At 57.9% G+C, this 21,931-nt stretch carries 15 protein-coding genes, 2 tRNA genes, 2 rRNA genes and 1 riboswitch; of the genes, 6 read left to right on the forward strand and 13 right to left on the reverse strand.

Annotated elements, in window-relative coordinates:
- Window positions 1-66: 66 nt before the first annotated feature.
- From SSARUM_RS23120 to btuB, 6 genes are all read right to left on the reverse strand, one after another.
- Window positions 67-2,974: ribosomal RNA gene (locus SSARUM_RS23120) — 23S ribosomal RNA — on the reverse strand.
- A 207-nt stretch (window positions 2,975-3,181) separates the two neighbouring features.
- A tRNA-Ala gene (locus SSARUM_RS23125) sits at window positions 3,182-3,257 on the reverse strand.
- A gap of 38 nt (window positions 3,258-3,295) precedes the next feature.
- Window positions 3,296-3,372, reverse strand: a tRNA-Ile gene (locus SSARUM_RS23130).
- A 75-nt stretch (window positions 3,373-3,447) separates the two neighbouring features.
- A 16S ribosomal RNA gene (locus tag SSARUM_RS23135) occupies window positions 3,448-4,989 on the reverse strand.
- The 16S and 23S rRNA genes sit together here with 2 tRNA genes alongside, the layout of an rRNA operon.
- Window positions 4,990-5,362: 373 nt before the next feature.
- A complete protein-coding gene (gene murI / locus SSARUM_RS23140; RefSeq protein ID WP_033649902.1) occupies window positions 5,363-6,226 on the reverse strand; it encodes a glutamate racemase in 864 nt (287 codons plus the stop codon).
- Window positions 6,171-8,042: a TonB-dependent vitamin B12 receptor BtuB gene (gene btuB, locus SSARUM_RS23145; RefSeq protein ID WP_033649900.1), complete on the reverse strand. Its 1,872-nt coding sequence runs from the start codon at window positions 8,040-8,042 to the stop codon at window positions 6,171-6,173. Before btuB ends, murI begins: the two co-directional genes overlap by 56 nt.
- A 69-nt stretch (window positions 8,043-8,111) precedes the next feature.
- Window positions 8,112-8,331: riboswitch (cobalamin riboswitch) on the reverse strand.
- Window positions 8,332-8,446: 115 nt separating this feature from the next.
- On the opposite strand from btuB, the gene trmA reads away from it, so the two are divergent.
- The gene (trmA, locus tag SSARUM_RS23150) at window positions 8,447-9,550 is read left to right on the forward strand and encodes a tRNA (uridine(54)-C5)-methyltransferase TrmA (protein WP_033636420.1); all 1,104 of its coding nucleotides are present in this window, start codon (window positions 8,447-8,449) and stop codon (window positions 9,548-9,550) included.
- 34 nt (window positions 9,551-9,584) lie between these two features.
- Here trmA and SSARUM_RS23155 read toward each other — a convergent pair whose 3' ends face one another.
- Together SSARUM_RS23155 and fabR are read right to left on the reverse strand one after the other, a co-directional pair.
- Window positions 9,585-9,956 carry a YijD family membrane protein gene (locus SSARUM_RS23155; RefSeq protein ID WP_033649905.1) on the reverse strand — a complete coding sequence of 124 codons (372 nt, stop codon included), beginning with the start codon at window positions 9,954-9,956 and terminating at the stop codon, window positions 9,585-9,587.
- A 15-nt stretch (window positions 9,957-9,971) separates the two neighbouring features.
- The gene (gene fabR, locus SSARUM_RS23160) at window positions 9,972-10,604 is read right to left on the reverse strand and encodes an HTH-type transcriptional repressor FabR (protein WP_004931044.1); all 633 of its coding nucleotides are present in this window, start codon (window positions 10,602-10,604) and stop codon (window positions 9,972-9,974) included.
- A 217-nt stretch (window positions 10,605-10,821) separates the two neighbouring features.
- Here fabR and sthA point away from each other — a divergent pair, with 217 nt between their 5' ends.
- A complete protein-coding gene (gene sthA, locus SSARUM_RS23165) occupies window positions 10,822-12,219 on the forward strand; it encodes a Si-specific NAD(P)(+) transhydrogenase (protein WP_004931047.1) in 1,398 nt (465 codons plus the stop codon).
- Here sthA and oxyR read toward each other — a convergent pair.
- Complete coding sequence (oxyR, locus tag SSARUM_RS23170; protein WP_033636422.1) at window positions 12,202-13,119, reverse strand: DNA-binding transcriptional regulator OxyR; 918 nt, start codon at window positions 13,117-13,119, stop codon at window positions 12,202-12,204. The genes sthA and oxyR overlap by 18 nt on opposite strands.
- A 151-nt stretch (window positions 13,120-13,270) precedes the next feature.
- Between oxyR and SSARUM_RS23175 the strand changes: the two genes are divergently transcribed.
- The 3 genes from SSARUM_RS23175 to SSARUM_RS23185 all read left to right on the forward strand — a co-directional run bounded on the left by SSARUM_RS23175 (window position 13,271) and on the right by SSARUM_RS23185 (window position 16,032).
- Complete coding sequence (locus SSARUM_RS23175) at window positions 13,271-14,002, forward strand: glutathione peroxidase (protein WP_019452251.1); 732 nt, start codon at window positions 13,271-13,273, stop codon at window positions 14,000-14,002.
- 72 nt (window positions 14,003-14,074) lie between these two features.
- Window positions 14,075-15,523, forward strand: coding sequence for a dihydrolipoyl dehydrogenase (locus tag SSARUM_RS23180; protein ID WP_060431268.1), 1,449 nt, complete (start codon window positions 14,075-14,077; stop codon window positions 15,521-15,523).
- Between the two features lie 182 nt (window positions 15,524-15,705).
- Window positions 15,706-16,032 carry a type II toxin-antitoxin system HicB family antitoxin gene (locus SSARUM_RS23185; protein WP_033649898.1) on the forward strand — a complete coding sequence of 109 codons (327 nt, stop codon included), beginning with the start codon at window positions 15,706-15,708 and terminating at the stop codon, window positions 16,030-16,032.
- Between the two features lie 36 nt (window positions 16,033-16,068).
- Here SSARUM_RS23185 and argH read toward each other — a convergent pair whose 3' ends face one another.
- The 4 genes from argH to argC form a co-directional block, all read right to left on the reverse strand.
- Window positions 16,069-17,442 carry an argininosuccinate lyase gene (gene argH, locus SSARUM_RS23190; protein ID WP_033636426.1) on the reverse strand — a complete coding sequence of 458 codons (1,374 nt, stop codon included), beginning with the start codon at window positions 17,440-17,442 and terminating at the stop codon, window positions 16,069-16,071.
- A gap of 68 nt (window positions 17,443-17,510) precedes the next feature.
- Complete coding sequence (locus SSARUM_RS23195; RefSeq protein ID WP_033649897.1) at window positions 17,511-18,731, reverse strand: argininosuccinate synthase; 1,221 nt, start codon at window positions 18,729-18,731, stop codon at window positions 17,511-17,513.
- Window positions 18,732-18,756: 25 nt separating this feature from the next.
- The gene (gene argB / locus SSARUM_RS23200) at window positions 18,757-19,530 is read right to left on the reverse strand and encodes an acetylglutamate kinase (protein WP_033636427.1); all 774 of its coding nucleotides are present in this window, start codon (window positions 19,528-19,530) and stop codon (window positions 18,757-18,759) included.
- 20 nt (window positions 19,531-19,550) lie between these two features.
- Window positions 19,551-20,555: an N-acetyl-gamma-glutamyl-phosphate reductase gene (argC, locus tag SSARUM_RS23205; protein WP_060431270.1), complete on the reverse strand. Its 1,005-nt coding sequence runs from the start codon at window positions 20,553-20,555 to the stop codon at window positions 19,551-19,553.
- Window positions 20,556-20,771: 216 nt separating this feature from the next.
- Here argC and argE point away from each other — a divergent pair, with 216 nt between their 5' ends.
- A complete protein-coding gene (gene argE, locus SSARUM_RS23210) occupies window positions 20,772-21,917 on the forward strand; it encodes an acetylornithine deacetylase (RefSeq protein ID WP_060431273.1) in 1,146 nt (381 codons plus the stop codon).
- Window positions 21,918-21,931 lie beyond the last annotated feature (14 nt).

Genomic DNA, 21,931 nt, shown 5'->3' on the forward strand with positions numbered 1-21,931 from the left:
GCCATCAGAACCAATCTCGGAACTTCGCTGAAAATCTCTTCGTCTCTAAAACATCTTCGGTGTTGTAAGGTTAAGCCTCACGGATCATTAGTACTGGTTAGCTCAATGCATCGCTGCACTTACACACCCAGCCTATCAACGTCTTAGTCTTAAACGTTCCTTCAGGGGCCTTAAAGGCCCAGGGAAGACTCATCTTGAGGCAAGTTTCGCGCTTAGATGCTTTCAGCGCTTATCTTTTCCGCACTTAGCTACCGGGCAATGCCATTGGCATGACAACCCGAACACCAGTGGTGCGTTCACTCCGGTCCTCTCGTACTAGGAGCAACCCCTCTCAATCTTCCAACGCCCACGGCAGATAGGGACCGAACTGTCTCACGACGTTCTAAACCCAGCTCGCGTACCACTTTAAATGGCGAACAGCCATACCCTTGGGACCTACTTCAGCCCCAGGATGTGATGAGCCGACATCGAGGTGCCAAACACCGCCGTCGATATGAACTCTTGGGCGGTATCAGCCTGTTATCCCCGGAGTACCTTTTATCCGTTGAGCGATGGCCCTTCCATTCAGAACCACCGGATCACTAAGACCTACTTTCGTACCTGCTCGAGCCGTCACTCTCGCAGTCAAGCTAGCTTATGCCTTTGCACTAACCTCACGATGTCCGACCGTGATTAGCTAACCTTCGTGCTCCTCCGTTACTCTTTGGGAGGAGACCGCCCCAGTCAAACTACCCACCAGACACTGTCCTCACCCCAGATTATGGGGCCGAGTTAGAACATCAAACATTAAAGGGTGGTATTTCAAGGATGGCTCCACGCAGACTGGCGTCCACGCTTCAAAGCCTCCCACCTATCCTACACATCAAGGCTCAATGTTCAGTGTCAAGCTATAGTAAAGGTTCACGGGGTCTTTCCGTCTTGCCGCGGGTACACTGCATCTTCACAGCGAGTTCAATTTCACTGAGTCTCGGGTGGAGACAGCCTGGCCATCATTACGCCATTCGTGCAGGTCGGAACTTACCCGACAAGGAATTTCGCTACCTTAGGACCGTTATAGTTACGGCCGCCGTTTACTGGGGCTTCGATCAAGAGCTTCGCCTTGCGGCTGACCCCATCAATTAACCTTCCAGCACCGGGCAGGCGTCACACCGTATACGTCCACTTTCGTGTTTGCACAGTGCTGTGTTTTTATTAAACAGTTGCAGCCAGCTGGTATCTTCGACTGGCTTCAGCTCCATCCGCGAGGGACTTCACCTACATGCCAGCGTGCCTTCTCCCGAAGTTACGGCACCATTTTGCCTAGTTCCTTCACCCGAGTTCTCTCAAGCGCCTTGGTATTCTCTACCTGACCACCTGTGTCGGTTTGGGGTACGATTTAATGTTACCTGGAGCTTAGAGGCTTTTCCTGGAAGCAGGGCATCAACTACTTCTGCACCGTAGTGCATCGTCATCACGCCTCAGGGTTAGTATGTAACCGGATTTACCAGGTCACACCCCCTACACGCTTAAACCGGGACAACCGTCGCCCGGCTAGCCTAGCCTTCTCCGTCCCCCCTTCGCAGTAACACCAAGTACAGGAATATTAACCTGTTTCCCATCGACTACGCTTTTCAGCCTCGCCTTAGGGGTCGACTCACCCTGCCCCGATTAACGTTGGACAGGAACCCTTGGTCTTCCGGCGAGCGGGCTTTTCACCCGCTTTATCGTTACTTATGTCAGCATTCGCACTTCTGATACCTCCAGCAACCCTCACAGGCCACCTTCAACGGCTTACAGAACGCTCCCCTACCCAACAACGCCTAAGCGTCGCTGCCGCAGCTTCGGTGCATGGTTTAGCCCCGTTACATCTTCCGCGCAGGCCGACTCGACCAGTGAGCTATTACGCTTTCTTTAAATGATGGCTGCTTCTAAGCCAACATCCTGGCTGTCTGTGCCTTCCCACATCGTTTCCCACTTAACCATGACTTTGGGACCTTAGCTGGCGGTCTGGGTTGTTTCCCTCTTCACGACGGACGTTAGCACCCGCCGTGTGTCTCCCGTGATAACATTCTTCGGTATTCGGAGTTTGCATCGGTTTGGTAAGCCGGGATGGCCCCCTAGCCGAAACAGTGCTCTACCCCCGAAGATGAGTTCACGAGGCGCTACCTAAATAGCTTTCGGGGAGAACCAGCTATCTCCCGGTTTGATTGGCCTTTCACCCCCAGCCACAAGTCATCCGCTAATTTTTCAACATTAGTCGGTTCGGTCCTCCAGTTAGTGTTACCCAACCTTCAACCTGCCCATGGCTAGATCACCGGGTTTCGGGTCTATACCTTGCAACTATTCGCCCAGTTAAGACTCGGTTTCCCTACGGCTCCCCTATACGGTTAACCTTGCTACAAAATATAAGTCGCTGACCCATTATACAAAAGGTACGCAGTCACACCACGAAGGTGCTCCCACTGCTTGTACGTACACGGTTTCAGGTTCTATTTCACTCCCCTCGCCGGGGTTCTTTTCGCCTTTCCCTCACGGTACTGGTTCACTATCGGTCAGTCAGGAGTATTTAGCCTTGGAGGATGGTCCCCCCATATTCAGACAGGATGTCACGTGTCCCGCCCTACTCATCGAACTCACGACCTGTGCATTTTAGTGTACGGGGCTATCACCCTTTGCTGCGCGACTTTCCAGACGCTTCCACTAACACACAAGCCGATTCAGGTTCTGGGCTCCTCCCCGTTCGCTCGCCGCTACTGGGGGAATCTCGGTTGATTTCTTTTCCTCGGGGTACTTAGATGTTTCAGTTCCCCCGGTTCGCCTCATGCCACTATGTATTCATGACATGATAGTGTGTCGAAACGCACTGGGTTTCCCCATTCGGGTATCGCCGGTTATAACGGTTCATATCACCTTACCGACGCTTTTCGCAGATTAGCACGCCCTTCATCGCCTCTGACTGCCTAGGCATCCACCGTGTACGCTTAGTCACTTAACCTCACAACCCGAAGATGTTTCCATCGTTCAAGTTGCAAACATTTGAGAGACTCTATGACAGGTTACTCTTCATTCCGGTACTTCTACGGAGGAATGAATTTCAGCCGTCATGTTTCAATTTTCAGCTTGTTCCAGATTGTTAAAGAGCAAAATACTTCGCAGCATACTGTTGCCAATATACTCTGAAGTAGTGAAATACCGGACTATATGGTGGAGCTAAGCGGGATCGAACCGCTGACCTCCTGCGTGCAAGGCAGGCGCTCTCCCAGCTGAGCTATAGCCCCATACAGTCACGCGCAGTACCTTTTCCACTTCCGAGAAGTGGTAGGCTTGAGTGGACTTGAACCACCGACCTCACCCTTATCAGGGGTGCGCTCTAACCACCTGAGCTACAAGCCTATAAAGGTATTTCTGCTCGTTACTTTTTCATCAGACAATCTGTGTGAGCACGCCACGCGAACTAATATCTTTAGGTAAGGAGGTGATCCAACCGCAGGTTCCCCTACGGTTACCTTGTTACGACTTCACCCCAGTCATGAATCACAAAGTGGTAAGCGCCCTCCCGAAGGTTAAGCTACCTACTTCTTTTGCAACCCACTCCCATGGTGTGACGGGCGGTGTGTACAAGGCCCGGGAACGTATTCACCGTAGCATTCTGATCTACGATTACTAGCGATTCCGACTTCATGGAGTCGAGTTGCAGACTCCAATCCGGACTACGACGTACTTTATGAGGTCCGCTTGCTCTCGCGAGGTCGCTTCTCTTTGTATACGCCATTGTAGCACGTGTGTAGCCCTACTCGTAAGGGCCATGATGACTTGACGTCATCCCCACCTTCCTCCAGTTTATCACTGGCAGTCTCCTTTGAGTTCCCGGCCGAACCGCTGGCAACAAAGGATAAGGGTTGCGCTCGTTGCGGGACTTAACCCAACATTTCACAACACGAGCTGACGACAGCCATGCAGCACCTGTCTCAGAGTTCCCGAAGGCACCAAAGCATCTCTGCTAAGTTCTCTGGATGTCAAGAGTAGGTAAGGTTCTTCGCGTTGCATCGAATTAAACCACATGCTCCACCGCTTGTGCGGGCCCCCGTCAATTCATTTGAGTTTTAACCTTGCGGCCGTACTCCCCAGGCGGTCGATTTAACGCGTTAGCTCCGGAAGCCACGCCTCAAGGGCACAACCTCCAAATCGACATCGTTTACAGCGTGGACTACCAGGGTATCTAATCCTGTTTGCTCCCCACGCTTTCGCACCTGAGCGTCAGTCTTCGTCCAGGGGGCCGCCTTCGCCACCGGTATTCCTCCAGATCTCTACGCATTTCACCGCTACACCTGGAATTCTACCCCCCTCTACGAGACTCTAGCTTGCCAGTTTCAAATGCAGTTCCCAGGTTGAGCCCGGGGATTTCACATCTGACTTAACAAACCGCCTGCGTGCGCTTTACGCCCAGTAATTCCGATTAACGCTTGCACCCTCCGTATTACCGCGGCTGCTGGCACGGAGTTAGCCGGTGCTTCTTCTGCGAGTAACGTCAATTGATGAACGTATTAAGCTCACCACCTTCCTCCTCGCTGAAAGTGCTTTACAACCCGAAGGCCTTCTTCACACACGCGGCATGGCTGCATCAGGCTTGCGCCCATTGTGCAATATTCCCCACTGCTGCCTCCCGTAGGAGTCTGGACCGTGTCTCAGTTCCAGTGTGGCTGGTCATCCTCTCAGACCAGCTAGGGATCGTCGCCTAGGTGAGCCATTACCCCACCTACTAGCTAATCCCATCTGGGCACATCTGATGGCAAGAGGCCCGAAGGTCCCCCTCTTTGGTCTTGCGACGTTATGCGGTATTAGCTACCGTTTCCAGTAGTTATCCCCCTCCATCAGGCAGTTTCCCAGACATTACTCACCCGTCCGCCGCTCGTCACCCAGAGAGCAAGCTCTCTTGTGCTACCGCTCGACTTGCATGTGTTAAGCCTGCCGCCAGCGTTCAATCTGAGCCATGATCAAACTCTTCAATTAAAAGCTTGATGTGCTTCCACTCGAGAAGCGATGCTCAAAGATTTACTGCATGAATTTTACTTCAGTTAGTCACTCTTCAAGACTTGATATTTTTTTGCATCCGAGGATGCTGGATATCGTCTTGTGGAGTGCCCACACAGATTGTCTGATAAATTGTTAAAGAGCAGTGCCGAGAAACTCATCGGCGCGGGCTGCGTATATTACGCTTTTAGCCCGGAGAGTCAAGCGTTTATTTCGCTGTCTTCTCGCTGACCCGGCGGCTTGTCAGTCGTTGTTCCCGGTCAGTGGAGGCGCATTATAGGGAGTTCTCGGCAGGCCGCAACCCCTATTTTCAATATTTTTTCCGACCGTTGAATGTTTAACCAAAACACCGTTAAAGCGGCAGTTTTTTCAACGATTTAAAGCCGTAGCTCTGCAAAACGGGCAATAAAGCGTCAGTATCTTCATTCAACGCCATGCAATAGGCCAGATTCTCTTCCTGGCTCGAGACCAGATTTTCCTGCGTCGAGATGAGCCAGGCGGTACGACGGGCAATCGCCGCGCCGGAATCCACCAGCCGGGTGCCTTCCGGCAACACTTGCATCAGCTCTTCAGCTAATAGAGGGAAATGGGTGCAGCCCAGCACGACGGTATCCGGCGGCTCGCGCATGCTCAGCCACGGATGCAGGATCTTCTTCAGTACCGGCAACGGCACGGCTTCGCCGTGCAGCTTGGCCTCCGCCAACTCCACCAGCTCTGAAGAGCCCAGCAGTTCAATCTTGCAGTCGGTAGCGAAACGGGAAATCAGTTCGTGGGTGTAGCTGCGCTGTACGGTGCCACGGGTCGCCAACAGGCCGACGATGCCGTTAACGGTAAGACGGGCGGCAGGCTTGATGGCGGGCACCACGCCCACGACCGGGAAACTGAAACGCTCGCGCAGGGCCGGCAAGGAAACGGTGCTGGCGGTGTTGCAGGCAATGACGACAATCGCCAGAGGATGCCGCTGCTGCACTGCGCCGACAATCTCCATCACGCGCTCAACGATAAACTCTTCGGACTTCTCACCGTAGGGGAACGCCACGTTGTCGAAAGCGTATATATAGTGGAGATCCGGCAGCAACTGCCGAATCTCCTGATATACCGACAGCCCGCCGACGCCGGAATCGAAAACCAGCACCGTCGGGCGAGGTGTGGCGGTGCTGTTAGAAGGTATAGCTTCCAGTGAGGTAGTATTCTCTTCCTGGAGTAGCGTAGCCATAGGCCGTCTCATAATCTTTATCAAACAGGTTGGCAATTCTACCACGAACTGTCAGATGAGATGTGACCGGATACGAAACTGCGAGATCCCACAGGCTCACGCCGCCGAGTTTCACGCTCTGCTCCGGATAGGTACTGTAGTCCTTGTCATAACGTTGACCCAAATATTGATAAGTCACCGCCCAGTCAAAGTCATACAGCTGCCAGTCCAGCTCATATTTCACCTGCTGTTTGGCGCGGCGCAGCAGCACTTCGTGAGTTTTTGCGTTGCGCGGGTCGACATAATCGTAACCAATCTGGTGCGTCAGCGGGCCGGTATCAAAAGACGCCGTCGCTTCAATCCCTTTGATGGTCGCCTTACCCACGTTGTAGTAGACGTAGTTGGTTTCCCCCGTCGAATCGATCAAATTGTCGATGTCGTTGCGATAACCGGAGATGCGCCAGGTCACCGGCCCGGTCAGCCCTTCAAAACCGCCTTCCCACTGCTTGCTTTCTTCCGGCTTCAGATCGGTGTTATTGCCAAAGTTGCCGTATAGCTGGCCCATATTGGGTGCTTTGAACGCCGTGCCATACGACGCGATAAAACGGTATCCCTCGACGAACTCCCAGGCCGCGCTGGTTTGCCAGGTGCCGTGCCAGCCAAACTCGGAATGATCGTCACCCCGAACCGCGCCTTCCAGCGTCACCGGGCCAACCAGTTGCTGCGCGGTCAGATAGATGCCTGCATCACGTTGGCTTTTTTCACCCTTTACGGTGGTGGAGTCCGGTTTGATTTTCTGTTGCTGCCAGTCGACGCCAGAGCTTACGGTACCCTGTCCAACCTGCAGCGTATTGCCCCACTGCAGGTTGTACTGTTCGGAATCCACCAGGCTGGCCGAGCTGTCATGCATACCGCGGCGAGGATCGTAATCGTAATCCTTGCTATGGCTGTAGCTGCCGGTCAATTGTGTTGCGTAAATGCCTTCTTTATAACGCAATCCGGTATCCCAGGTTTGGCTGTACAGCTTGCGAGTATCTAGCAGAGAGCTGGCCGGAGAGGAATAGTAACTATCGTACGCCGTGCGGTTGTCGTAGCCATACCCACGTACAAAACCGCTGACCGATTCGCTGAACTGATGCTCAAGCGCACCATACAGCGATTTACTCATAAAGCCATCGCGATCCTGCTGGCTTTGCATACCGGTACTGCCATAGGCCACCACGTCATACCCTTTGGTATAGGTGTAGTCGCCCGCCACCGTCGCCACGGTGCTGTCGCCCAGCTGCTGTTGGGTCGACGCGTCATAGGATTGATAGCCGTTGGAGCCGAGGCCGGCGGAAAGCGTCGTGCCGTTCTTTTCGCGGGTGGTAATGATGTTGACCACGCCGCCGATGGCGTCGGAGCCGTACACCGCCGAGCGCGGGCCGCGAATGTATTCGACTTTCTGCACCAGCGAAATTGGGATTTGGCTAAGATCGGAAGAGCCGCTGACGCCCGCCTGGTTAAGGCGAATGCCGTCAATTAGCACCAGCACGTGGCTGGAGTTGGTGCCACGAATAAACAGCGAGCTCTTTTGCCCCAGCCCGCCGTTCTGGCCAACATCCACGCCCGGCAGGCGGCGCATCACGTCGGTCAGGCTCTTGGCCTGCCAGCGATCGATATCGTTGCGGGTGACGATGGAAGTCGGCGCCAGCACGGAAGAAACCGGCTGCGGGAAGCGGTTGGCGGTCACCACCAGGTTATCGCCATTCGTGGTTGTGGTGTTGTCTTGCGCCCATCCAGAAAAAGCCGTGACGGAGGAAACCACCGCCAGCAGCGTATTTTTTGTAATTGTCATGAGAAAAGCATCCAAACTTAATTGGCGGATGCCGCAGGATCATGGCCGATAGTTCGCGACGGCCACGGACATTGCGACGTAACACCGGCAGGTCTTCGGGCTTGGGATTTGCAGGCCGCGGGGCGCGACCGGCAACGGGCGATGACTTCCCATCCTGCAATGGACAGTGTCTGCGTCGAAACGCTATCGCCGTGACTTCCCCTTACCGCTGCGCGTCAGCTCCGGATTCACACCGGATTCCCTTTTCACTCGCTGCTTGAGGCCGGACGGCAATGCTACGATCAATGAAAATAGATGTCTAGACTGCTACTAATGTTACAAATAATAAACGCGACAAAACTGGACTTCACGGGCTGATTCCCTACAATCCCCGCTGATCAAATTTGCCTGACGAGAAGACACACATGACGCCCGAGAATTTGCCTATTGAACGTTACGATGACCAACTGGCGGAGAAAGTCGCCCGCCTGAAGACGTTGATGTCACCGTTCGCGGCGCCCGAGCCGGAAGTGTTCCGCTCGCCAGTCGACCACTACCGCATGCGCGCCGAATTCCGCATCTGGCACGACGCGGACGACATGTACCACATCATGTTCGATCAGCAGACCAAGCAGCGTATTCGCGTCGATCGTTTCCCGGCCGCCAGCGAACTGATCAACCGCCTGATGAGCGCCCTGATCGCCGCGCTGAAACCGGAACCGATCCTGCGTCACAAGCTGTTCCAGATCGATTATCTGTCGACGCAAAGCGGCAAAATCATCGCCTCGTTGCTGTACCACCGCAAGCTGGATGACGTTTGGCAACGGCGCGCCGAGCAGCTGCGTGACGATCTGCGCGCGCAGGGTTTCGACCTGCAGCTGATCGGCCGGGCGTCGAAGACCAAAATCATGCTCGACCAGGATTATGTTGACGAAGTGCTGCCGGTCGCCGGCCGCGACATGATCTACCGCCAGGTGGAAAACAGCTTCACTCAGCCCAACGCGGCCATGAACGTGCAGATGCTGGAATGGGCACTGGCGGTGACCGCCGGTTCCAAAGGCGATTTGCTGGAGCTGTATTGCGGCAACGGCAACTTCTCGCTGGCGCTGGCGCGCAATTTCGAGCGCGTGCTGGCGACCGAAATCGCCAAACCGTCGGTGGCGGCGGCGCAATACAACATCGCTGCCAACCATATCGACAACGTGCAGATCATTCGCATGGCGGCGGAAGACTTCACTCAGGCGATGAACGGGGTGCGCGAATTCAACCGATTGAAAGGCATCGATCTGAGCGGCTACAACTGCGAGACGATTTTCGTCGATCCGCCGCGCAGCGGGCTGGACGAGGAAACGGTGAAGATGGTGCAGGCCTACCCGCGCATTCTCTATATCTCATGCAATCCGGAAACGCTGTGCGCCAACCTGGAAACGCTGCAGGCCACGCACCGGGTCAGCCGCCTGGCGCTGTTCGATCAGTTCCCGTATACCCATCACATGGAATGCGGCGTGCTGCTGGAAAAGCACCGCTGATACGACAGGGGCGCCATCATGGCGCCCCGTTTCATTACGACTCTTGAGTCGGCGCATCCGGCGCCTTGCGCGCCTTCAGTTTCATCCCGATCCACAGCACCAACGCCACGCAGATCACCGACGGCAGGAAGTTGGAACCGATCTGCGGGTATTCGGCGCGCACGATGGCGCTGTACATCAGCAGCCCCAGCAGGAAACAGGCCGCCGCCAGCTTCGGCATGCCGTCCGGCATAGCGCGGTTCAGGTAACGCTGATGCAGGCAGTACACCGCCAGCACCAACGCAATCAGCGGGAAGATCGAAAACGGCACCACCGAGCTGAACAGCGCGGCAAACGAACCGTTGATCGAAAGGCCGGCAATCAACGCCAGCAGTAAGGTGCCATTTTCACGGCCTGGTTTTTCCATCATTTTTTACCTTTTTTATACGTGGGACACAGAAGCTTTTTCTTGTTCGCGGCGATACCAGTAATACGCCCCTTTGGAGATCATCCGCAGCTGCAGCACCAGCCGCTCTTCCAGCTGCTGCCGCTGCTCGACGTCGATATCCAGCGCTTCCGCGCCGGCGCTGAACACGATGGTGACCATCGCTTCCGCCTGCGCTTCGGTAAAGCTGCGCGGCATGTGGTTTTCCAACTCGAGGTAGTCCGCCAGTTCGGCGATGAAATGCTGGATCTCGCGCGCCACCGCCGCACGGAATGCCGCCGACGTGCCGGAACGCTCGCGCAGCAGCAGGCGGAAGGCGTTCGGGTTGTTGCCGATAAATTCCATAAAGGTGGACACCGAGGTGCGGATCACGCTGCCGCCCTTGGCGATGCGTTGGCGCGCCTGGCGCATCAACTGACGCAGCATCAGGCCGCTTTCGTCCACCATGGTCAGCCCCAACTCATCCACATCGCGGAAATGGCGGTAAAACGACGTGGGCGCGATGCCCGCCTCGCGTGAAACTTCCCGCAGGCTCAGGCTGGCGAAGCTGCGTTCGGCGCTCAGCTGGCTGAATGCGGCTTCGATCAGGGAACGACGAGTCCGTTCTTTTTGTTGTGCTCTGACGCCCATATGCATATCCGGATAGGTTCCATTCTCTCAGTCTAACGCCCTAGACTCGGCAATATAGCAAATTTTATTGCAACAGCATTTATACTAACGCGCTCTATCACACTTCCGCCCTGAGCCGATTGTGCTTTGCCTCAAAAAGCCTAATGGTGATTGGGTGAGCAGCGCTATGATGTTAAGATACCGTTGTAATCTTGTATAAAAAACAGGTCTCTCCTACATGCAACAGCACTATCAATTTGATGCCATTGTGATTGGCTCGGGCCCTGGTGGTGAAGGTGCCGCCATGGGGCTGGTGAAACAGGGCGCCCGCGTGGCCGTTATCGAACGGTACAACAACGTAGGCGGCGGATGTACCCACTGGGGCACCATCCCTTCCAAAGCCCTCCGCCACGCCGTCAGCCGCATTATCGAATTCAACCAGAACCCGCTTTACAACAACTCGCGCACGCTCAGCGCGACCTTCCCTGACATTTTACGCCACGCCGATAACGTCATCAGCCAGCAAACCCGCATGCGCCAAGGGTTCTATGAGCGGAACCAGTGCAAACTGTTCGCCGGCGACGCGCGTTTCATCGACGCCAACACCGTCAGCGTCAGCTACATGGACGGCACCCAGGACACCATCCGCGCCGACCACATCGTGATCGCCTGCGGCTCGCGCCCTTATCACCCGGCCAGCGTCGATTTCAATCACCCGCGCATCTACGACAGCGATTCCATTCTCGAGCTGAGCCATGAACCGCGCCACGTGATCATTTACGGCGCCGGGGTGATCGGCTGCGAATACGCGTCTATCTTCCGCGGTCTGAACGTCAAGGTCGATCTGATCAACACCCGCGATCGCCTGCTGGCATTCCTCGATCAGGAGATGTCGGATTCGCTCTCTTACCACTTCTGGAACAACGGCGTGGTGATCCGCCACAACGAGGAGTTCGAGAAGATTGAAGGCACCGAAGACGGCGTGATCGTGCACCTGAAGTCCGGCAAGAAGGTGAAAGCGGACTGCCTGCTGTACGCCAACGGCCGTACCGGCAACACAGATTCGCTGGGGTTGGAAAACGTCGGCCTGGAATCGGACAGCCGCGGGCTACTGAAGGTGAACAGCATGTACCAAACCGCGCTGTCGCACATCTATGCGGTCGGTGACGTGATCGGCTATCCGAGCCTGGCTTCCGCCGCCTACGATCAGGGCCGCATCGCCGCGCAGGCGATCGCTTCCGGCGAAGCCAGCGGTCACCTAATCGAAGATATCCCGACCGGCATCTACACCATTCCGGAAATCAGCTCCGTCGGCAAAACCGAGCAGGAACTGACGGCGATGAAGGTGCCGTATGAAGTGGGCCGCGCCCAGTTCAAGCATCTGGCGCGCGCGCAGATCGCCGGGATGAACGTAGGCAGCCTGAAGATCCTGTTCCATCGCGACACCCTGCAGATCCTCGGGATCCACTGCTTCGGCGAGCGTGCGGCGGAGATCATCCACATCGGTCAGGCGATCATGGAACAGAAAGGTGAAGGCAATACTATCGAGTATTTCGTTAATACGACCTTCAACTATCCGACCATGGCCGAAGCCTACCGGGTGGCGGCGCTTAACGGCTTAAACCGCCTGTTTTAACGCGTTGTCGATGTAGCCCTGCATGTGCTCGCGGATCGCTTCGGCCAACTGCTCATAACGGCTGCGCAGTGGGGAACCGGGGCGATACACCAACGCGATGGTGCGCTTCGGTTCCGGCTTGTAGCAATCCAGATAGCAGACGCCGTCGCGTTCGCGCTGCGGCGGCACCGCCAGTGACGGCAGCAGGGTAATGCCGCTGCCGGCCGCGACCATATTGCGCAGCGTTTCCAGACTGGTGGCGCGGAAGTGGGTATCTTCGTCCGCGCCCGCCTGGAAGCAGAAGCCCATCGCCTGATCGCGCAGGCAGTGCCCATCCTCCAGCATCAGCAGCTTCTCTCCCGCCAAATCCGGCATCGCCACGCGCTCGCGCTGCGCCCACGGGTGATCGGAATACACCGCCAGCTTCATCGGTTCATCGAACAGAGGCACTTCGATAAACGCCTCGGTTTCCTTCACCAATGCCAGAATGGCGCAGTCCAATTTGCCGCTGTCGAGTTGCGCCAGCAGTTGCTGGGTTTGCGCTTCGTGCAGGTACATTTCCAGTTTCGGGAAAGTTTTGTGCAGCGTCGGGATGATCTGCGGCAGCAGATAAGGCCCCACGGTCGGGATCAGGCCGATGTGCAGCGGCCCGGACATGGCTTCGCCCTGCTGGCTGGCCATCTCCTTCAATACTTTCACTTCGCGCAGCACGGTACGCGCCTGCTCCACCAGCAGCAGACCCGCCTGGGTGAACAGCACCTTGCGGCTGGTGCGCTCGAGCAGCATGACGCCCAACTCGTCTTCCAGCTTGCGGATCTGCCCGCTCAGCGTGGGTTGGCTTACATGGCATGAATCGGCCGCGCGGCGGAAGTGCCGGTGCTCGGCCAAGGCGACCAGATACTCTAAATCACGAATATTCATTGTTTCCCTCCATTCCATGATAGCTCATGGCGATAGATAAGATAGCAATGAGCGATTAGATCTATCAACCCCCAGCGACAATAATGTGTCCCAACGAAGCGATATCGCGCTAAATGCTAAAAATTAATTTTGCTAATTAAGGGGTTAATCAATGTTTACCAGTCAAGAAGGCAAGAAAGTTCCTCAGGTTACTTTCCACACCCGTCAGGGCGACCAATGGATTGATGTGACCACTGATGACCTGTTCAAAAACAAAACCGTTATCGTGTTCTCGCTGCCGGGCGCATTTACGCCAACCTGTTCTTCGAGCCATCTGCCGCGCTACAACGAACTGTCCAGCGTATTCAAGCAGCACGGCGTCGACGGCATTCTGTGCGTCTCGGTGAACGATACCTTCGTGATGAACGCCTGGAAAGCCGATCAACATGCGGAAAACATCACCTTCGTGCCGGACGGCAACGGTGAATTCACCAAAGGCATGAACATGCTGGTCGAGAAAGCGGATCTGGGCTTTGGCCCGCGTTCATGGCGCTACTCGATGCTGGTGCGCGACGGCGTGGTCGAGAAAATGTTCGTCGAACCGAACAAGCCGGGCGACCCGTTTGAAGTGTCCGACGCCGACACCATGCTGAAATACCTGGCGCCGGAATTCAAAGTGCAGGAGTCGGTCTCCCTGTTCACCAAGCCGGGCTGCCCATTCTGCGCCAAAGCCAAGCAAATGCTGCAAGAGCGCGGCATTCAGTATGAAGAGATCGTACTGGGCAAAGACGCCACCACCGTCAGCCTGCGCGCCGTCAGCGGCCGCGCCACGGTGCCGCAAGTGTTCATCGGCGGCCGTCACATCGGCGGCAGCGACGATCTGGAAACTTTCCTGTCAGCTTAATAAGTAATAACAAAGCCAACGTGAACTTTGGCGGGCTACGGCCCGCCCTTTTTTTACCTTTCAGGAGCGGATATGAAACTGTTGAACGTTGATGTTGCGGTCATCGGCGGCGGCACCGCAGGGCTCGGCGCCTATCGCGCGGCCAAACTGTCTACCCCCAGCGTGGTGATGATCGAAGGCGGGCCTTACGGCACCACCTGTGCGCGCGTTGGCTGCATGCCATCCAAGTTGCTGATCGCCGCTGCCGAAGCGGTACATCAAATCGAACGCGCGCCGGGCTTTGGCGTGCACCCAACCGGTACAACCCGCATCGACGGGCGCGAAGTGATGGCGCGCGTCAAACGCGAACGCGATCGCTTCGTCGGCTTCGTGCTGGAAGGCGTGGACGAGATCCCGGCCGGCGATAAAATTCAGGGCTATGCCCGCTTTATCGACGACAACACGCTGCAGGTCGACGAGCATACGCGCATCGTGGCGCAGCGCATCGTGATCGCCACCGGTTCCCGCCCCAGCTGGCCGGCGCCGTGGAACGAACTGGGCGATCGTCTGATCGTCAACGACGATCTGTTCAACTGGGATGATTTGCCGCAGTCCGTAGCGGTATTCGGCCCTGGCGTCATCGGGCTCGAGCTGGGGCAAGCGCTGCACCGCCTCGGTGTCGACACCAAGGTCTTCGGCATCGGCGGCGCCGTCGGGCCGCTCACCGACAGCGCCGTGCGCGACTACGCCGCCAAAGCACTGGGGGAAGAGTTCTATCTCGACGCCGACGTGAAGGTAGAGATGATGCAGCGCGAAGGCGACAAGGTGTTTATCCGCTATCGGGACCTGCAGGGCCAACCGCAGGAGATCCTGGTGGACTACGTGCTGGCCGCCACCGGCCGCCGCCCCAACGTCGATCGGCTGGGCCTCGAAAACACCGGCTTACAGCTTGACGCCCGAGGCGTACCGCTGGCCGACCGCCTGACGATGCAAACCAGCGTGCCGCATATTTTCATCGCCGGCGACGCCAGCAACCAACTGCCGCTGCTGCATGAGGCCAGCGATCAGGCACGCATCGCCGGCGCCAACGCCGGCAGCTTCCCGGAGATCAATCCGGGCCTGCGCCGCAGCGCGATTTCGGTGGTGTTCTCCGATCCGCAGATCGCCATGGTCGGCTCAACCTTCCGCGAGCTGAGCGAGAAGTTCAGCGCCTGCGGCTGCTTTGAAGTGGGCAACGTCTCGTTTGAGAATCAGGGCCGCTCGCGGGTGATGCTGCGCAACAAAGGCATTCTGCACGTCTACGGCGAGCAAGGCACCGGCCGTTTCCTCGGCGCGGAAATGATCGGCCCGGACGCCGAACACATCGCACACTTGCTGGCCTGGGCGCACCAGCAGCAGATGACCGTCGATCAGATGCTGGACATGCCGTTCTATCATCCGGTGATCGAAGAAGGCTTGCGCACCGCGCTGCGCGATCTGCAGGCGAAGCTCAAACTCGGCACGGCCGAAATCGAGCGCTGCCAGCGCTGCCCGGGCGAATAACCTCTTATTCTCCGTTCATCCCCACCGGGCCTTCAGGCCCGGTTTTTTTGCGCAGCACTTTCCACATTTTCCTCCCTCCTCTTGCCTCACGGCCCTTCTGCGTTCATTTTTTATGCTTCGACATTGAAGTGATACCAATAACGATACTAGAATAAAGCAAGGAGCCAGAATGGAGGAAGAACATGGAAAAGCATGAACACTATACCTATCGCATCACCTGGTCAGCGGAAGATCGTGAATATGTCGGGCTGTGCGCCGAATTCCCCTCGTTGTCCTGGCTGGCGGCCACGCGTACCGGCGCGCTGGAGGGTATCGAAAAAGTGGTGAGCGAAACGATCGACGATATGTTGGCGCAAGGTGAAACGCCGCCGCAGGCGCTGGCGGAAAAGAACTTCAGCGGAAAACTGGTGTTGCGCATGACGCCGGAACAGCATCGGCGGCTGGCGATCGGCGCGATGGAGGAAGGCGTGAGTCTGAACCGTTATCTGTGCGCACGCCTGGCGGGGTAGAGGTTCAAGGGCGGCACCGGGTCGCCCTTGTCGTCGTCAAGCCAAACGCTGTTTCGCTGCGGCGATTGCCGCGGCCACCTGCTGCGGCGCGACGCCGCCTTTGGCCGCACGCTTGTCCAGGCAGGATTGCAAGGCCAGGATCGGGTAAACGTCGTCGCCGATCGTTGCGCTGAACTGCTGCAAGTCCGCCAGCGGCAGCGCTTCCAGCGGTTTGCCCTGGCGAATCGCTTCTACCACCGCCTCGCCGACGATATGGTGCGCCTCGCGGAACGGCACGCCCTTGGCGACCAGGTAATCCGCCAGTTCGGTGGCGTTGGCATAGCCCTGCTCCGCCGCTTCCTGGCAGCGCGGGCGCTTCACCTGAATGCCGTCCAGCACCAGCGCCGCCATCTGCAGGCAGTCCATCCAGGTGTCGAGCGCGTCGAACAGCCCTTCTTTGTCTTCCTGCATGTCTTTGTTGTACGCCAGCGGCAGGCCTTTCAGCGTCATCATCATGCCGGTCAGCGCGCCCTGCACGCGGCCGCACTTGCCGCGGATCAGCTCCAGCGCGTCCGGGTTTTTCTTCTGCGGCATCAGCGAAGAACCGGAGGTCACACGGTCGGACAGCTCGACAAACGCTGCTTCGCCGCTGTTGAAGAAGATCAGGTCTTCGGCGAAGCGCGACAGGTGCACCATGCTGATGGCGGCGTTGGACAGCAGCTCCAGCACGTGATCGCGATCGGATACGCTGTCCAGGCTGTTGCGGGTCGCCGAGGCGAAGCCCAGCCAGCCGGCCAGCTGCTCGCGATCGATAGGATAAGCGGTGCCGGCCAGCGCGCCGCTGCCCAGCGGGCTGACGTCCAGCCGTTTCAGGGTATCCTGCAGGCGGCTCTCATCGCGCGCCAGCATCTCGACATAGGCCAGGCACCAGTGCGCGAAAGTCACCGGCTGCGCGCGTTGCAGGTGGGTATACCCCGGCATCACCGCATCCTGGTTGGCTTCGGCGGTCTCCACCAGCGCCTGCTGCAGCTGGACGATCGCCTGATGCAGATCGCCGACTTGCTGTTTGCACCACAGCTTCAGATCGGTCGCGACCTGATCGTTGCGGCTGCGGCCGGTGTGCAGCTTCTTGCCCAAATCGCCGACCTTCTCGATCAGCTTCTGCTCCACCCAGCTGTGGATGTCTTCGGCATCGCTTTGGACGATCGCCAAAGGATCGGCCTGGACCTCCGTCAGTAGCGCATTCAGCGCCTGCTCCAGCTGCTGTTGCTCCGTTGCCGTCAACACGTTAACGGTCACCAGCGCCTTCGACCAGGCCACCGAGCCCACGATATCCTGCTCCGCCAGGCGATAATCGAACCGCAGCGAATCGTTGAGTTGCTTGAACCGCTGATCCGCCGCCTGAGTGAACCGTCCGCCCCAAAGTGCCATATCTTACTCCTGAATTTTTATGCGAAAGGGCGCAGCATGCTGCGCCCTTGCAGAGTCACGCCAATCGATTATTTATTCTTTTTCTCGTTCAACGCGCGGATGCGTGAAGACAGAGAGAACAGGCGGATAAAGCCGCCCGCGTGGCTGTGATCGTAAACTTCGTCTTCGCCGAAGGTGGCGAACTCTTCGGAGTACAGGCTGTTGGCGGATTTTTTCTGGATCGCCGTCACCTGGCCTTTGTACAGCTGCAGCACCACTTCACCGTTTACCTCTTCAGCCAATGCTTCGGCAGAGGCCTGCAGCGAGCGGCGCAGCGGCGCGAACCAGCGGCCGTCGTACACCACATAAGACATCTCCAGGCCCAGCTGCTCGCGCCATTTGAAGCTGTCGCGGTCCAGCACCAGCTGCTCGACGGCGCGCAGCGCCGCCACCATGATGGTGCCCCCCGGGGTTTCATAGCAGCCGCGGGATTTGATACCCACCAAGCGGTTTTCCACGATGTCGATACGGCCGACGCCGTGCTTGGCGCCCAGCGCGTTCAGGGTTTCCAGGCACTGGTACGGCGACAGCGCTTTACCGTTAACCGCCACGACGCGGCCTTTCTCAACGGTGACGGTCACCTGCTCAGGCTGGTCCGGCGCTTCCTGCGGATCGACGGTCCACACCCAGCAATCTTTGTTCGGCGCATTCCACGGGCTTTCCAGCACGCCGCCTTCGGTGGAGATGTGCCAGGCGTTTTCATCGCGGCTGTAGATCTTCTCCAACGACGCGGTAGTCGGGATGTTGCGCTCTTTCAGGTAATCCAGCAGCGCTTCACGGGAACGCAGGTTCCACTCACGCCACGGCGCCACCACTTTCAGCTGCGGTGCCAGCGCGGTGTAGGTGGTCTCGAAGCGCACCTGGTCGTTGCCTTTGCCGGTCGCGCCGTGGCACAGCGCGTCGGCGCCCACTTTCAACGCCAGCTCGACCTGCGCCTTGGCGATGATCGGCCGCGCCATCGAGGTGCCCAGCAGGTAGCTGCCCTCGTACAGGGCGCCGGTCTGCAGCACCGGATAAACGTAATCGCGGATAAATTCTTCACGCAGATCGACCACGTGACATTCAGAGGCACCGGACTGCAGGGCTTTTTGCTCCACGCCTTCCAGATCGCTGCGCTCCTGACCGATGTCCGCCACGAACGCCACCACTTCACAGCCGCCGTAGTTCTCTTTCAGCCATGGAATGATGGCCGAGGTATCCAGGCCGCCGGAGTACGCCAGAACGATTTTTTTGATGCCTTGGTTTTGCATGATCTATTCCTTTCTAATTCTAAAATTAAGCGAGGATCCGGGTGCCAATCGACACGCCGTTAAACAAAGCAGGAAGCTGATCGGCATGGCGCCAGCTGGCGATATCCACCGGGCGGCCGAGGGTGCGGGCCGCGTCGAGCGCCGCATTCACCTTCACCACCATACCATCGGTGATAATGCCTTGCGCGATCAGTTGTTCCGCTTTTTGCGCCGTCATTTCCGCAATGCGTTGCCCCTTGCCGTCGAGGATGCCGCTGACGTCCGACAGCAGGATCAGATCCGCCCCCAGCGTCGCCGCCAGCGCCGTCGCCGCCTGATCGGCGTTCACGTTCATTAACTGCCCATCGGCGGTGATGCCGATGGAGCTGACAACCGGCAGGTAGCCGGCGCTCAGCAGGGTATTGAGCAGCGCGGGCGAACCGGGCTGCGCGTTGCCGACGTGGCCCAATGCCGGATCGAGCGGGGTCACGACTGCGCTGCCGCCGTCCGCCAGGCTCAGGCCGACGGCGTTGATTTGGTGTTTAATCGCCCACGCCAGCAGCGTTTTGTTGGCGGTGCCGGCCAGCGCGCCGGTGATGATGTCGATCTGATCGGCCGGCGTGACCCGCAGGCCGTTCTTTTTCACCACCGGCAAAGAGAGCTGCTTCATCAGTTCGTCCACCACGCAGCCGCCGCCGTGCACGATCACCAGCGGGCGCTGATGCTGCTGCCGGTAGCTGTCCAGCGCGGTAAACAGACGCTCCAGCGCTTCTTCACTGTCTAATAACACGCCACCTAACTTGATAATTAACGGGTTCATTGCTGTTTACTCACGCTGGTTTAAAGGAGTGACTGGGTTTCCGGGAAGCCGAAACGGATATTCAGGCATTGCACCGCCTGTGCCGCCGCGCCTTTCAGCAGGTTGTCTTCCACCGCCACGGCGATCAGATGCTCGCCCTGCACCGCAAAGCCGATGTCGCAGAACGGCAGCCCCACCACCGCTTTCAGCGCCGGCACGCCCTGGTCGTACAGCCGCACCAGCGGCTTGTCGTCATAGGCGGCGTGATAGGCGGCGGCCACGTCCTGCGCGGTCACGCCGGCCTTCAGGCGGCAGGTGATGGTTTCAAGGATGCCGCGCGGGAAGTTGCCCAGGTGCGGCGTAAAGATGACCGGCACGCCCAGGTGCGCGGCGATCTCCGGTTGGTGCCGGTGGGTGAAAATACCGTACGGCTGCAGGCTCACTTCGCAGAAGCTGGTGGTCATGCAGGCCTTGCGCCCGGCGCCGCTGACGCCGCTGGTGGCGTTGATCACCGGCCACTGGTCGAGGTTCAGCAGCTGTTTTTCGATCAACGGTTTCAGCGCCAGCTGCGCCGCCGTCGGGTAACAGCCCGGCACGGCAATCAGCTGCGCCTGTTTAATCTTGTCGCTCTGCCATTCCGCCAGGCCGTACACCGCCTGCTCCAGCAGAGCGCCATGCTGATGCTCGAAACCGTAGTACTGGCTATAAAAATCGGCGTCCTGCACGCGGAAGGCGCCCGACAGATCGAACACCACGCAGCCCGCCGCCAGGAAGGCCGGTGCGATATCGTGGCTGACTTCATGAGCGGTGGCGAGGAACACCACGTCGATGCCCTGCGCCGCCTTGGCGACGTCGGTCAGCGGCTGCAGCGGCAGATCGACGATGCCTTTCAACTGGGGATGGAGATCGGAAAGCAACTTTCCTGCATCTGCACTTTGCGCTGAAACCGCTAAAGCGGTTATGTTCATGTGTGGGTGGCGATTCAGGTAAGCCGTGAGCTCCGCTCCGGCGTAACCGCTGGCACCAACGATCAGCGTATTCAACATGTGGCCTTTCACCTTCTAAACTGACGTGCGGTCGCTTGCGACCCAGGTAACAGGGCTAGCCAGCGTTGTTGCGCCGTTCACCCACGGAGCCTGGCGTTGATGCTTTTATAAACATCCGGGTATCGGGTTCCCTTACGCGTCGGCTTACTGTATTTTTATTCAAAATAAATGCATGAATATTGATACTATCCTAACCAAAGGCTGTCAACAGTGAAGATGAAATTACCTCCATTTATTGAGCTGTACCGGGCGTTGATCGCAACGAAGTCGATCAGCGCCACCGATGCCGGCCTCGATCAGAGCAATGAGGCGTTAATCAACTTGCTGGCCGGCTGGTTTGCCGACCTGGGCTTTCGCGTCGACGTACAGCCGGTGCCAGAATCGCGCCACAAATTCAACCTGCTGGCCAGCATCGGCGAAGGCAGCGGCGGCCTGCTGCTGGCCGGCCATACCGATACGGTGCCTTACGACGAAGGCCGCTGGACGCGCGATCCCTTCACCCTGACCGAGCACGACAACAAGCTCTACGGCCTGGGCACCGCCGACATGAAAGGCTTCTTCGCCTTTATTCTGGATGCGGTGCGCGATATCGACGCGAGCAAACTGACCAAGCCGCTGTACATTCTGGCTACCGCAGATGAAGAAACGACGATGGCCGGCGCACGTTATTTCGCCGCCTCCACCGCCATTCGTCCGGATTTCGCCATCATCGGCGAACCGACCTCGCTGCAGCCGGTGCGCGCACACAAGGGCCATATGGCCAACGCCATTCGCATCGTCGGCCAGTCCGGCCACTCCAGCGATCCGGCGCGCGGCGTCAACGCCATCGATCTGATGCACGAATCCATCGGCCGCCTGATGGAGCTGCGCAAAACCCTGCAGGAGCACTACAACAATCCGGCGTTCGCCGTGCCTTATCCCACCATGAACTTCGGCCATATCAGCGGCGGCGACGCGGCCAACCGCATCTGCGCCTGCTGCGAGCTGCACCTGGATATCCGCCCGCTGCCCGGCATGACGCTCGACAATATCAACGAGCTGATGCATCAGGCATTGGAGCCGGTGAGCCAACGCTGGCCGGGCCGCCTGACCATCGAAGAGCTGCACGCGTCGGTGCCGGGTTACGAATGCCCGACCGACCACCGCATGGTGGCGGTGATCGAGGAGCTGCTGGGCACCCGCACGCAGGTGGTCAACTACTGCACCGAAGCGCCGTTCGTACAGCAGGTCTGCCCGACGTTGGTGCTCGGGCCCGGTTCCATCGATCAGGCCCACCAGCCGGACGAATACATCGACACCGCGTTTATCGAACCGACGCGCAAACTGCTGGGCCAGCTGGTCAATCACTTTTGCCGGCAGTAAACCCGACATTTAAC

Source organism: Serratia sarumanii, assembly GCF_029962605.1.
Classification (GTDB): Bacteria; Pseudomonadota; Gammaproteobacteria; order Enterobacterales; family Enterobacteriaceae; genus Serratia; species Serratia sarumanii.